The organism is Burkholderia sp. Bp8992 (genome assembly GCF_003853705.1).
In the GTDB taxonomy this organism is placed as follows: Bacteria; Pseudomonadota; Gammaproteobacteria; order Burkholderiales; family Burkholderiaceae; genus Burkholderia.
Window position 1 is genome coordinate 169775 of sequence record NZ_QTQI01000013.1, and the last position, 14042, is coordinate 183816.

8 protein-coding genes are annotated in these 14042 nt (G+C 67.5%); 4 read left to right on the top strand and 4 right to left on the bottom strand.

Going from position 1 to position 14042, the window contains the following annotated elements; translation table 11 throughout:
- Positions 1 to 169: 169 nt before the first annotated feature.
- The 4 genes from DIE03_RS20470 (at position 170) to DIE03_RS20485 (ending at position 5417) form a co-directional block, all read left to right on the top strand.
- The gene (locus DIE03_RS20470; RefSeq protein WP_124453435.1) at positions 170 to 1939 is read left to right on the top strand and encodes an ABC transporter ATP-binding protein/permease; all 1770 of its coding nucleotides are present in this window, start codon (positions 170 to 172) and stop codon (positions 1937 to 1939) included.
- Positions 1936 to 2712: an SDR family NAD(P)-dependent oxidoreductase gene (locus DIE03_RS20475; protein WP_124453437.1), complete on the top strand. Its 777-nt coding sequence runs from the start codon at positions 1936 to 1938 to the stop codon at positions 2710 to 2712. Before DIE03_RS20470 ends, DIE03_RS20475 begins: the two co-directional genes overlap by 4 nt.
- 127 nt (positions 2713 to 2839) lie before the next feature.
- The gene (locus tag DIE03_RS20480) at positions 2840 to 4102 is read left to right on the top strand and encodes an MFS transporter (RefSeq protein WP_124453439.1); all 1263 of its coding nucleotides are present in this window, start codon (positions 2840 to 2842) and stop codon (positions 4100 to 4102) included.
- A 31-nt stretch (positions 4103 to 4133) separates the two neighbouring features.
- Positions 4134 to 5417 carry a D-amino acid dehydrogenase gene (locus DIE03_RS20485; RefSeq protein WP_124453441.1) on the top strand — a complete coding sequence of 428 codons (1284 nt, stop codon included), beginning with the start codon at positions 4134 to 4136 and terminating at the stop codon, positions 5415 to 5417.
- Here DIE03_RS20485 and thpR read toward each other — a convergent pair.
- The 4 genes from thpR to DIE03_RS20505 all read right to left on the bottom strand — a co-directional run bounded on the left by thpR (position 5405) and on the right by DIE03_RS20505 (position 14025).
- Entirely contained in the window at positions 5405 to 5980 is a 576-nt protein-coding gene (thpR, locus tag DIE03_RS20490; RefSeq protein WP_124453443.1) for an RNA 2',3'-cyclic phosphodiesterase, read from the bottom strand. The genes DIE03_RS20485 and thpR overlap by 13 nt on opposite strands.
- Complete coding sequence (locus tag DIE03_RS20495) at positions 5977 to 7482, bottom strand: sodium:alanine symporter family protein (protein ID WP_124453445.1); 1506 nt, start codon at positions 7480 to 7482, stop codon at positions 5977 to 5979. Before DIE03_RS20495 ends, thpR begins: the two co-directional genes overlap by 4 nt.
- 288 nt (positions 7483 to 7770) lie before the next feature.
- Positions 7771 to 9237 carry a glutamate synthase subunit beta gene (locus DIE03_RS20500; RefSeq protein WP_124453447.1) on the bottom strand — a complete coding sequence of 489 codons (1467 nt, stop codon included), beginning with the start codon at positions 9235 to 9237 and terminating at the stop codon, positions 7771 to 7773.
- Between the two features lie 84 nt (positions 9238 to 9321).
- Positions 9322 to 14025, bottom strand: a complete 4704-nt coding sequence (locus DIE03_RS20505) for a glutamate synthase-related protein (protein ID WP_124453449.1) — start codon at positions 14023 to 14025, stop codon at positions 9322 to 9324.
- Positions 14026 to 14042: the final 17 nt, after the last annotated feature.

Genomic DNA, 14042 nt, shown 5'->3' on the forward strand with positions numbered 1-14042 from the left:
CGCGCGAGCGGCCGGTTGCCGCGTCACCGCCGGCCCTTAAGTGCCGTTTAAGACGCGCGGGCGACCATCGCTGCGCCCGCCGTCAGTCGGCGCCGCGTCCCGGCATGCCGTATCGCGGCGCGCGCCCGGCTTCGCCCGGCCCGCGCGCCGGCTACTCATCAGGAAGCACATGACCCAATCGATCGATCCCGTCCGCTCCGCCTCCGACGCGCCGCAGGACGAGCGCCCGGTATCCGCATGGAGCCTCATCAAGCCCTACTGGGTATCGTCCGAATGGAAAATCGCGTGGACGCTGCTCGTCACGATCATCGTGATCAATCTCTGCAACGTGTGGATCACCGTGCAGTTGAACAAGTGGAACGCGCAGTTCTATAACGCACTGCAGACGAAGGACGTCCACGATTTCCCGCACCTGATGATGCAGTTCTCGTTGCTCGCGTTCGGCTTCATCATCCTCGCCGTGTACGGACTGTACTTGCGCCAGATGCTCGGCTTTCGCTGGCGGCAATGGCTGACCGAGCGCTTCCTCGGCGAATGGCTCGGCGACCGCGCGTTCTACCGGATCGAGCGCGACCGCCTCGCCGACAACCCCGACCAGCGCGTCGCCGACGATCTGCAGTCGTTCGCGACGACCACGCTCGCGCTGTCGCTCGACTTGCTGTCGACGGTCGTCACGCTCGCGTCGTTCATCACGATCCTCTGGACGCTCGGCGGTGCGCTGACGCTCTCGCTCGGCGCCACGCCGATCTCGATTCCCGGATACATGGTGTGGGCGGCTGCGCTGTACGCGGTGGTCGGCTCGATCATGATCCAGAAGGTCGGTCATCCGCTCGTGTCGATCAACTACCAGCAGCAACGCGTCGAGGCGGACTTTCGTTTCGGGCTGATCCGCGTACGCGAAAATGCCGAGCAGATCGCCTTCTACGACGGCGAGGACACCGAGAGCCGCAATGCACAGGGCCTCTTCGTGCGCATCCGTGACAATTGGTGGCGCGTGATGAAATACACCAAGCGTCTGACGTTCGTGAACGCCTTCTATGGACAGATCGCGATCATCTTCCCGTTCGTCGTCGCGGCACCGCGCTACTTCGCGGGTGCGTTCACGCTCGGCGTGCTGATGCAGATCTCGTCGGCATTCGGCACGGTCAGCGACTCCTTCTCCTGGTTCCTCAACAGCTATCGCACGCTCGTCGAATGGCGCGCCACCGTCAACCGTCTGCGCGAATTCAAGCGCGTGATGGGCACGTCGCACCTGAAGGAAAGCCTGTCGCCCGCCACCGAGCACGGCGGCATCAACCTGCACTACATCGACGGCGCGAAGCTGTCGACCTCGTCGCTCAAGCTCGCGCTGCCGAACGGCAACGCGCTCGCGAACATCGGCAACGTCACGATCGAGCCGGGTTCGCGCTGGCTCGTGATCGGCAAGTCGGGGTCCGGCAAGAGCACGTTCATGCGCGCGCTCGCGGGCCTGTGGCCGTTCGGCGACGGCGCGATCGACGCGCCGGTCGGCGCGCGGATGATGTTCGTGCCGCAGACGAGCTATTTGCCGATCGGCACGCTGAAGGCCGCGCTCACCTATCCGGCGACGCCCGACACGTTCAGCGACGAAGCGTGCCGCGACGCGCTGCGCGCGTGCCGCCTCGAGGATTACGTCGAGCGCCTCGACGAGACCGCGCACTGGACCCGCGTGCTGTCGCCGGGCGAGCAGCAGCGCCTGGCCGGCGCCCGCGTGCTGCTGCACAAGCCCGACTTCCTGTTCCTCGACGAAGCCACCAGCGCGCTCGACGCCGACAACGAGGCACGCCTCTATCACCTGTTCGCCGAACGGCTGCCGAAGGCCGCGATCGTCAGCATCGCGCACCGCGAGTCGCTGGCCGCGTTCCACGTCGGCACGATCAACGTCGAACGCGTGAACGCCGGCGACAAGGTCGCCGCGTGAGCGCACGCGCCGCGCACCGCGAACGCATCGCGCTGATCACCGGCGCAGGCTCGGGGATCGGCGCGGCGCTCGCCCGTCGGCTCGCGGCGCCCGGCATCGCGCTGGCGCTGCATGCGCGCGGCGCGGACGATTCGGCGCGGGCCCGGCTCGCCGAAGTCACCTGTGCGTGCACGGCGGCTGGCGCCGAGTGCATCACGCTGACCGGCGATCTCGGCGAACCGGGTGTCGCCGCTGCGCTGATCGATAGCACCGCGACCCGCTTCGGCGGGCTCGACCAGCTCGTCGCGAACGCCGGCTTCGCCGCGCGGCAATCCTTTTCCGATCTTTCCGCCGACGCACTCGCCGCCGCCTTCGCGGCGATGCCCGGCGCGTTCTCCGCGCTCGCGGGCCGCGCGCGGCCGCTGCTCGAAGCGTCGGCCGCCCCGCGCATCGTCGCGGTCAGTTCGTTCGTCGCGCACCGCTACCGCGCCGCTGCGCCGTTCGCGGCGACCGCCGCCGCGAAAGCCGCGCTCGAATCGCTCGTGCGCACCGCGGCCGCCGAATTCGCCGCGCACCGCATCACCGTGAACGCGGTCGCGCCGGGCTTCACGCGCAAGGACCACGGCCCGAGCGCCGGCAACGCCGCCGCGTGGGCGCAGGCCGAACAGGCGACGCCGCTCGGCCGGATCGCCGAGCCCGACGACGTCGCCGCGCTGATCGCGTTCCTGCTGTCCGATGCGGCACGGCAGATCACCGGCCAGGTCGTTCACGTCGACGGCGGCCTGACGCTCTGACGCGTCTTTCCCTCTTCCTGCCTGCCCGCGCATACTGCATCCGCCTTTTTGGCGCGCGGGATCGGGCCCGTAAAATAACCGCCACGCGGCAGCGCGAGACGAGACAAGACGAGAGGGGGCGGCAAGCATGCAGGCATTCCAGTGGTTCAACGAATTGTCGACGCGCGAGCGCCGGACGCTGTACGCCGGCTTCGGCGGCTACGCGGTCGATGCGTTCGACTTCATGATCTATTCGTTCCTGATTCCGACGCTGATCGCCACGTGGGGCATGTCGAAGAGCGAGGCCGGGATGATCGCGACGAGTTCGCTGATCTCGTCGGCGGTCGGCGGCTGGGTCGCCGGCATCCTCGCCGACCGCTATGGCCGCGTGCGCGTATTGCAGTGGACGATCGCGACGTTCGCGCTGTTCACGTGCCTGTCCGGTTTCACGCATTCGTTCTGGCAGCTGCTCGCCACGCGCACGCTGCAGGGCTTCGGCTTCGGCGGCGAATGGTCGGTCGTGACGATCATGATGGCCGAGACGATCCGCTCGCCCGAGCATCGCGCGAAGGCCGTCGGCACCGTGCAGAGCAGCTGGTCGTTCGGCTGGGGCGCGGCCGCGATCCTCTACTGGGCGTTCTTCGCGCTGCTGCCCGAGCAGGTCGCGTGGCGCGCGTGCTTCTGGATCGGCATCGTGCCCGCGCTGTGGATCCTGTACATCCGCCGCAACGTCAGCGATCCCGACATCTACACGGCCACGCGCCGCGCCCGCGACGAAGGCCGCGTGTCGGGCCACTTCCTCGAGATCTTCTCGCCGCCGCACCTGCGCGCGACGCTGTTCGGCAGCGCGCTGTGCACCGGCATGCTCGGCGGCTACTACGCGATCACGACGTGGCTGCCCACTTACCTGAAAACCGTCCGCCACCTGTCGGTATTCAACACGAGCGGCTATCTGGTCGTGCTGATCGTCGGCTCGTTCGTCGGCTACGTGGTCGGCGCGATCCTGTCCGACCGGCTCGGCCGCCGCGCATCGTTCATCCTGTTCGCGATCGGCTCGTTCTCGCTCGGCATGGCATACACGATGCTGCCGATAACCGATACCGCGATGCTGCTGCTCGGCTTCCCGCTCGGCATCGTCGTGCAGGGGATCTTCGCCGGCGTCGGCGCGTACCTGTCGGAGCTGTATCCGGGCGCGATCCGCGGCTCGGGCCAGGGCTTCTGCTACAACCTCGGCCGCGGGCTCGGCTCGTTCTTCCCGATCCTCGTCGGCTCGCTGTCGCAGTCGATGTCGCTCGTGAAGGCGATCGGCCTCGTCGCGGGCGGCGGCTACCTGCTCGTGATCGTCGCCGCGCTCGTGCTGCCCGAAACGCGCGGCAAGTCGCTCGTCGACGATCCGGCCGTCGCATCGTGATCGCGAGCCACCGCTTCGTTCCGGAAATCGCATGCACGTGATCGTCCTCGGCGCCGGCGTGATCGGCGTCACCACCGCCTGGCACCTGCGCGAAGCAGGCTGCGACGTCACCGTGATCGAACGCGAGGCCGATGTCGCGCAGGCGACAAGCCTCGGCAACGCGGGCGTGATCGCGCCCGGCTACGTGACGCCGTGGGCCGCGCCCGGCATGCCCGGCAAGATCCTCAAGTACCTGTTCAAGCCCGCGTCGCCGCTGATCTTCCGGCCGACGCCCGATCCCGCGCAGTGGCGCTGGATCGCGCGCTGGCTGCGCGAATGCGAATTCGAGCGGTTCCGCGTGAACAAGCAGCGGATGCAGCGCATCGCGTATTACAGCCGCGCGTGCCTGCATGCGTTTCGCGAGCGTCATCCGTTCGACTATGGCGCGAGTCGCGGCTACCTGCAGCTGCTGCGCGGCGCATTCGACGTCGAGATGGTGCAGCCCGCGCTGAAGGTGCTGCGCGACGCCGGCATCACGTTTCGCGAACTCGACGCGGCCGGCTGCACCGCGATCGAACCGGGCCTGCGCTGGGCGCGGCAGGCCCCGGTCGGCGGCATCTACCTGCCCGACGACGAAGCCGGAGACTGCGCCCGCTTCACGCGCGAACTGCGGGCGCTATGCGAAGCGCACGGCGTGACGTTCCGCTTTCGCACCGAAATCCGCACGCTCGATGTCGCGGGCGGCAAGGTGCGCGGCGTGCGGGTCGATTCGCGCGAAGCCGGCGATGGCGCACAACGCGGTGCGCTGCTCGCCGCCGACGCGATCGTCGTCGCGCTCGGCGTCGACAGCGCCGGCCTGCTGCGGCCGTACGGGATCGACGTGCCGCTGTATCCGGTGAAGGGCTACTCGGCGACGCTCGCGGTCATCGACGACGAAAAAGCGCCGCGCGCCGCGCTGATGGACGAATCGCTGAAGACGGCGATCTCGCGCTTCGGCCCGACGCTGCGCGTCGCGGGCACCGCGGAACTCGGCAACCGGCACGCGGCGCTGCGTCAGCAGGCGCTCGATACGCTGATGAAGGTGCTCGACGACTGGTTCCCGCATGCAACCGATCGCGCATCGGCGCGCTTCTGGGTCGGCCGCCGGCCGATGACGCCCGACGGGCCGCCTTTGCTTGGCGCGAGCGGGATCGACGGGCTCTGGCTCAATGTCGGCCACGGCTCGACGGGCTGGGCGATGTCGATGGGTTCGGGAAAGGTGGTCGCGGATCTCGTCACGGGGCGCGAGCCGGAAATCGACCTGTCGGGCCTGACGCTCGCGCGTTACTGCCGATAGGCGCCGGCGCTGCCGTGGGCGAGCGCGATCGGCGCCGACACGATCGGCCGATGCGACACGCCTTCGTGCGACAGCCGACTTTCGAACAGCGTCAGCGCTTCGACGCGCAGCACCACCTGCCGCCCCGGCGCACCGCCGTGCGCGGGTTGGCCGACCGCGTCGTGCGGCAGCCGCGCGAGCGTCACGTGCGGCCGGAACGGCCGCCGGTCGGCCGGCACACCCAGTTCGCGCAGCAGCGCCGACAATCCGGCATTCAGCGCGACGCACGCGGGATCGGCCGCCAGCTCCGCGACGATCAGCCTCGCACGCGGCAGGCTCGGCCACCACGCGATCCGCTCGACCGGCAGCAACGGCAGCGCATGCGCTGCCGCGAGCGCGGGCAGGTGCGCGGCCAGCGCGTCGCACCGCTCGCGTTCGATCGCCCCGATGAACGCGAGCGTCATGTGCAGTTGCGCGGGCAGCGTGCGCCGCGCGCCACGGGTGACCGGCAACGCGTGCAGCGCGTCGCGCGACGCCGCATCGGGCATCAGCGCGACGAACGCACGGAGCCGGTCGCCGTTCATGACTCGCGCACTGCGCCGCGCGGCGCGCCGGCGGCGTCGGCGGCGTCGGCAGAAGCCGTAGCCGGACGCTGCGGCAGCGGCCCGTGTTCGCCCCACACGTCGGCCGGCAGCACGCGGGCGAGTTCGGGGATCGTGTTGCGCGTGAACACCGGATCGGCGACGCCCGCCGCGCGCTGGCGGCGATAGTCGGCCCACGCGGCATGCGCATACTTGCCGAGCGCGAGGATCGCGATCAGGTTGATGATCGCCATCAGCCCCATGCTCGTATCGGCCATCGCCCACACGAGCGGCAATTGCCCGACGCTGCCGAACATCACCATCGCGAGCACCGCGATGCGGAACAGCGGCAGCACGCCGCGCCGCTTCGTGATGAATTCGACGTTGCCTTCCGCATACGCGTAGTTGCCGATCACCGACGAGAACGCGAGGAAGAAGATTGCGACGGCCATGTAGATGCCGCCCCAGTCGCCGACGTGGCTCGAGATCGCGCGCTGCGTGAGCGCCGCGCCTTCCATCCCGGTGCCGAGTTCATACTGGCCCGACAGCAGGATCACGAACGCGGTCGCGCTGCAGATCACGATCGTGTCGACGAACACGCCGAGCATCTGGATCAGCCCCTGCGTGACCGGATGCCGCGTGCTCGCGGTCGCGGCCGCGTTCGGTGCGCTGCCCATCCCTGCTTCGTTCGAGAACAGCCCGCGCTTCACGCCGATCGCGATCGCCTGGCTGACCGCATAGCCGGTCAGGCCGCCGGCCGCCTGCTCGAGGCCGAACGCACTCTTCACGATCAGCGCGATCACGCCCGGCACCAGCGCGATGTGCGTCGCGACCGCGTAGACCGCGAGCGCGAGGTAGCCGATCGCCATCAGCGGCACGATCACCTGTGCGACCGCCGCGATGCGGCGGATGCCGCCGAAGATGATCGGGGCGGACAGCAGCACGAGGCCGAGGCCGACCGTCTCGCGGCTCCAGCCGAACGACGTATGGAACGCGTCGGCGATCGCGTTGGCCTGCACCGCGTTGAACACGAAGCCGAACGCGAGGATCAGCGACAGCGAGAACAGCACGCCAAAGCGGCGCGAGCGCAGGCCCGTCTGGATGTAGTACGCGGGGCCGCCGCGATAGCTGCCGTCCGGGTGCGACACCTTGAAGATCTGCGCGAGCGTCGCTTCGACGAACGCGGACGACATCCCGACGAGCGCGGTCATCCACATCCAAAAGATCGCGCCCGGCCCGCCGACCGTCAGCGCGACCGCGACGCCGGCGATGTTGCCGGTGCCGACGCGGCTTGCGAGCCCGGTCGCGAATGCCTGGAACGATGAAATGCTGCCCGGCTCGCCCTTGCTGCCGACCAGCTTCATGCTGAGGAACAGCGCCTTCAGCTGGATCATGCGGAACCGCAACGTGAACCACGCCCCCGCGCCGAGCAGCAGCGCGATCAGCACGTAGTTCCACAGCACGCCGTTGACGGCTTCGATCAGCCCTTGCGCGAATGCTTCCATCCAGAGTCCTTGTAAATAGCGTCGGTCATGTACGGCGACCGCGAACGCGGCCCGAGGGGCGACATGATATGACAGTTTTCAAGGATCATTACAAAATGAAAGAAAACGGGATGGCGAGAAATCGCGGCCGGATGTCATCAGGTTAGACGACGCTTCGCGAAAATGCGGGAGGCCGGCGCGACAGTCCGGGTGAACTCGGCGCCGGCCGCCGCGCGGCTGTGCACGTAAAAAAAACGGGCGCCCTCTCGGACGCCCGGCTTCCATCGAAACCCGCTCGCGCGATTCAGCTCAGCGCGGCAGTTCCGTATGGCCCATCAGGTACGCATCGACCGAGCGCGCGCATTGGCGGCCTTCGCGGATCGCCCACACCACGAGCGACTGGCCGCGACGCATGTCGCCTGCCGCGAACACCTTGTCGACCGACGTGTAGTACGAACGATCGCCTTCGGTCGCCGCACGTGCGTTGCCGCGCGCATCCTTCGCGACGCCGAACGCGTCGAGCACCGGCGCCGCCGGCTGCGTGAAGCCCATCGCGAGCAGCACGAGGTCGGCCTTCATCTCGAACTCGGAACCCGGCACTTCCTGCATCTTGCCGTCCTTCCACTCGACGCGCACCGCGATCAGCTTCTCGACCTTGCCGTTCTTGCCTTCGAGGCGCTTCGTCGCGACCGCCCAGTCGCGTTCGCAACCTTCGTCGTGCGACGACGACGTGCGCATCTTGATCGGCCAGTACGGCCACACGAGCGGCTTGTTTTCCTCTTCCGGCGGCTGCGGCAGCAGCTCGAACTGCGTGACCTGCTTCGCGCCGTGACGGTTCGACGTGCCGACGCAGTCCGAACCCGTATCGCCGCCGCCGATCACGATCACGTGCTTGCCCTTCGCGAGCAGCTGGTCGACGAGCTTGTCGCCCGCGTTCACGCGGTTCTGCTGCGGCAGGAAGTCCATCGCGAAATGGACGCCCGCGAGCTCGCGGCCCGGCACCGGCAGGTCGCGCGGCGTTTCCGAACCGCCCGCGATCACGACCGCGTCGAATTCTTCCTTCAGCGTGTCCGGCGAGATGGTTTCCTTCGCGAGGCTGCCGATCGACTCCGGCAGCGGATCCTTGCCGATGAACACGCTGGTGCGGAACGTCACGCCTTCCGCTTCCATCTGGCGCATGCGGCGATCGATCAGCCACTTCTCGAGCTTGAAGTCGGGGATCCCGTAACGCAGCAGGCCGCCGATGCGGTCGTTCTTCTCGAACACCGTCACGTCGTGGCCCGCGCGCGCGAGCTGCTGCGCGGCGGCGAGGCCCGCGGGGCCCGAACCGACGATCGCGACCTTCTTGCCCGTCTTGTGCTCGGCCGGCAGCGGCTTCACCCAGCCTTCCGCCCAGGCCTTGTCGATGATCGCGTGCTCGATCGACTTGATGCCGACCGGGTCGTTGTTGATCCCGAGCGTGCACGCCGCCTCGCACGGCGCCGGGCAGATGCGGCCCGTGAATTCCGGGAAGTTGTTGGTCGAGTGCAGGACTTCGATCGCCTGCTGCCAGTCCTGGCGGTAAACGAGATCGTTGAAGTCCGGAATGATGTTGTTGACCGGGCAGCCGTTGTTGCAGAACGGGATGCCGCAATCCATGCAGCGCGCGCCCTGGATCTTCGCGTCCGCGTCGGTCAGTGCCGCGACGAATTCCTTGTAGTGCTTCACGCGCGTGAGCGGTGCTTCGTACGCCTCGTGGCGGCGTTCGAACTCCAGAAAACCGGTTGCCTTGCCCATAAGGTGCTCTTCTGTTCGGTGTATCGGGTGGGGGAGCCGCGCGCAGCTTCATGCGCGCGCGGCATTCGCTATGTCGTTCGTCGCTCAGGCGGCCAGCACTTCCTTCGCCGCCTTCTTCGCACCGATCTCGCCCAGCGCGCGCTTGTATTCGTGCGGGAACACCTTCACGAACTGGCGGCGCGCCGCGTCCCAGTTTTCCAGCAGCGACTTCGCGCGCGGCGAACCCGTGAACTGGAAATGACGCTCGACGAGCCCCTTGAGCAGCGCTTCGTCCGTCGTGCCTGCGTGCCAGAGTGCGCGGTCGACCGTGCGCTCCTGCTCGGCCTGCTGCAGCACCGGCTCGAGCGCGACCATCGACTTGTTGCACTTCGCCGCGAACGTGCCTTCCGGATCGTAGATGTACGCGAGGCCGCCCGACATGCCGGCCGCGAAGTTGCGCCCCGTCTCGCCGAGCACGACGACCGTACCGCCCGTCATGTATTCGCAACCGTGGTCGCCCGTGCCCTCGACGACCGCCGTGGCGCCCGAGTTGCGCACGCAGAAGCGCTCGCCCGCGACGCCGCGGAAGAACGCTTCGCCTTCGATCGCGCCGTACATCACCGTGTTGCCGCAGATGATGTTTTCCTCGGACTTGCCGCGGAAGTCGTTGGTCGGGCGGATGATGATCCGGCCGCCCGACAGGCCCTTGCCGACGTAGTCGTTGCCGTCGCCGACGAGGTCGAGCGTCACGCCCTTCGCGAGGAACGCGCCGAAGCTCTGGCCCGCCGTGCCCTTCAGCTGGATGTGCACCGCGTCGTCGGCAAGGCCGTCATGGCCGTGCTTCTTCGCGATCACGCCCGACAGCATCGCGCCGACCGTCCGGTTCACGTTGCGCACCGGCTGGATGAACGACACATGCTCGCCGTTCTCGATCGCGGCCTTCGCCTTCTCGATCAGCACGTGGTCGAGCGCGCGCTCGAGGCCGTGATCCTGCACGTCGACGTGACGCGGTGCGACGTCCTCGCATTCTTCCGGCTGGTAGAACACGCGCGAGAAGTCGAGGCCCTTCGCCTTCCAGTGCTCGATGCCCTTGCGCGTATCGAGCAGGTCGGCGCGGCCGATCAGGTCGTCGAACTTCGCGATGCCGAGCTGCGCCATGATCTCGCGCACTTCCTCGGCGACGAAGAAGAAATAGTTCACGACGTGCTCGGGCTGGCCCTTGAACTTCGCACGCAGCACCGGATCCTGCGTCGCGACGCCGACCGGGCACGTGTTCAGGTGGCACTTGCGCATCATGATGCAGCCTTCGACGACGAGCGGCGCCGTCGCGAAGCCGAATTCGTCCGCGCCGAGCAGCGCGCCGATCACGACGTCGCGGCCCGTCTTCATCTGGCCGTCGGCCTGCACGCGGATCCGGCCGCGCAGGCGGTTCAGCACCAGCGTCTGCTGCGTTTCGGCGAGGCCCAGTTCCCACGGCGTGCCGGCGTGCTTGACCGACGACAGCGGCGATGCGCCCGTGCCGCCGTCATGGCCGGCGATCACGACGTGATCGGCCTTCGCCTTCGCGACACCGGCCGCGACCGTGCCGACACCCACTTCCGACACGAGCTTCACGGAGATGCTCGCGCTCGGGTTCACGTTCTTCAGGTCGTGGATCAGCTGCGCCAGATCCTCGATCGAGTAGATGTCGTGGTGCGGCGGCGGCGAGATCAGGCCGACGCCCGGCACCGAGTAACGCAGCTTGCCGATGTATTCCGACACCTTGTGGCCCGGCAGCTGGCCGCCTTCGCCCGGCTTCGCGCCCTGCGCCATCTTGATCTGGATCTGGTCGGCCGACGCCAGGTACTCGGCGGTGACGCCGAAGCGGCCCGACGCGACCTGCTTGATCTTCGAGCGCAGCGAATCGCCGTCCTTCAGCGGAATGTCGCTGACGATCTCGTCGCCGATCACCGACTTCAGCGTCTCGCCCGCCTTGATCGGAATGCCGCGCAGCTCGTTGCGGTAGCGCTTCTCGTCCTCGCCGCCTTCGCCTGTGTTCGACTTGCCGCCGATCCGGTTCATCGCGACCGCGAGCGTCGCGTGCGCTTCGGTGCTGATCGAACCGAGCGACATCGCGCCCGTCGCGAAGCGCTTGACGATGTCCTTCGCCGGCTCGACGTTTTCGATCGGGATCGCCCGGGTCGGCTCGACCTTGAACTCGAACAGGCCGCGGAACGTCATGTGACGCTTGGTCTGGTCGTTGATCAGGTGCGCGTATTCCTTGTACGTCTGGTACGAGTTGCTGCGCGTCGCGTGCTGCAGCTTCGCGATCGAATCCGGCGTCCACATGTGGTCTTCGCCGCGCACGCGGTACGCGTACTCGCCGCCCGCGTCGAGCATGTCGCGCAGGACCGGGCTGTCGCCGAACGCGTCGCGGTGCAGGCGGATCGCCTCTTCCGCGACCTCGAACAGGCCGATGCCGCCGACCTTCGACGCCGTGCCCTTGAAGTACTTCTCGACCAGGTCGCTCGACAGGCCGAGCGCTTCGAAGATCTGCGCGCCCGTGTACGACATGTACGTCGAGATGCCCATCTTCGACATCACCTTCTGCAGGCCCTTGCCGACCGCCTTCGTGAAATTGTAGACGGCCTTCTCCGGCGACAGGTCGCCCGGCAGGCCCTCGGCCATCTTCGCGAGCGTTTCCATCGCGAGGTACGGGTGCACGGCTTCCGCGCCGTAGCCCGCGAGCAGCGCGAAGTGGTGCGTTTCACGCGCGGAACCCGTCTCGACGACGAGGCCCGTGCTCGTGCGCAGCCCTTGCTGGACGAGGTGCGTGTGGATCGCCGACGTCGCGAGCAGCGCCGGAATCGCGACGTGCTCGGCGTCCGTCTTGCGGTCCGACACGATCAGCATGTTGTAGCCCGACTTCACCGCGTCGACGGCTTCCGCGCACAGCGACGCGAGACGCGCCTCGATGCCTTCCTTGCCCCAGGCGACGGGATAGCAGATGTTCAGTTCGTACGCGCTGAACTTGCCGCCGGTGTACTGGTCGATCGCGCGGATCTTCGCGATGTCCTTGAAGTCGAGCACCGGCTGCGACACTTCGAGACGCATCGGCGGGTTGATGTTGTTCGTGTCGAGCAGGTTCGGCTTCGGGCCGATGAACGACACGAGCGACATGACCATGTTTTCACGGATCGGGTCGATCGGCGGGTTCGTGACCTGCGCGAACAGCTGCTTGAAGTAGTGATAGAGCGTCTTGTTCTTGTTCGACATCACCGCGAGCGGCGAGTCGTTGCCCATCGAACCGACGGCTTCCTCGCCCTGCTGCGCCATCGGCGCCATCAGGAACTTCAGGTCTTCCTGCGTATAGCCGAACGCCTGCTGGCGGTCGAGCAGCGCGGCGCCCTGCGTACGGCCGGCCGCGACTTCCTCGGCCTTCGGCTCGATTTCGTCGAGCTTGATGCGCACGGCGTCGATCCAGCTCTTGTACGGCTTCGCGTTCGCGAGGTTGTCCTTCAGTTCCTTGTCGTCGATGATGCGGCCGTGTTCCATGTCGATCAGGAACATCTTGCCCGGCTGCAGGCGCCACTTCTTGACGATCTTCGATTCGGGGATCGGCAGCGTGCCGGCTTCCGACGCCATGATGACGAGGTCGTCGTCGGTCACGATGTAGCGCGCCGGGCGCAGGCCGTTACGGTCGAGCGTCGCGCCGATCTGGCGGCCGTCGGTGAACGCGATCGCGGCCGGGCCGTCCCACGGCTCCATCATCGCGGCGTGGTATTCGTAGAACGCGCGGCGGTTCTCGTCCATCAGCGTGTGCTGTTCCCACGCCTCCGGGATCATCATCATCACCGCGTGCACGAGCGGGTAGCCGGCCATCACCAGCAGCTCGAGACAGTTGTCGAACGATGCGGTGTCGGACTGGCCCGGGTAGATCAGCGGCCACAGCTTCGGGAGATCGTCGGCGAGCACGTGCGACGCGATCGCGCCGGTACGCGCGTTCAGCCAGTTCACGTTGCCCTTCACGGTGTTGATCTCGCCGTTGTGCGCGATCATCCGGTACGGGTGCGCCAGTTCCCATGCCGGGAACGTGTTGGTCGAGAAGCGCTGGTGCACGAGCGCGAGCGCCGACACGACGCGCGGGTCCTGCAGGTCGCGGTAGTACACGCCGACCTGGCCGGCCAGCAGCAGCCCCTTGTAGACGATGGTGCGCGCCGACATCGACGGCACGAAGTATTCCTTGCCGTGCTTGAGCTTCAGCGCCTGGATGCGGTGGCTCGCCGTCTTGCGGATCACGTACAGCTTCCGCTCGAGCGCGTCCGTCACCATGATGTCCTTGCCGCGGCCGATGAAGATCTGGCGGATCAGCGGCTCGCTCGCCTTCACGGTCGGCGAAATCGGCATCGCGTGGTCGACCGGCACATCGCGCCAGCCGAGCACGACCTGGCCTTCCGCCTTCACCGTACGCTCGAGCTCCTGCTCGCACGCGAGACGCGACGCGTTCTCCTTCGGCAGGAAGATCATCCCCACCCCATATTCACCGGCCGGCGGCAGGTCCACGCCCTGCTTCGCCATTTCCTCGCGATAGAACGCGTCCGGAATCTGGATCAGGATGCCCGCGCCGTCGCCCATCAGCGGGTCGGCACCGACTGCGCCGCGGTGATCGAGGTTCTCGAGGATCTTCAGACCCTGCTGAATGATCTCGTGGCTCTTCTTGCCCTTGATGTGAGCGACGAAGCCGACGCCACAGGCGTCGTGTTCGTTTTGCGGGTCGTACAGACCTTGTGCGGCGGGCACCGCGGCGAGCGGCTGCTGGTGGTCGTTCATGGGGACACCGTCGTAAA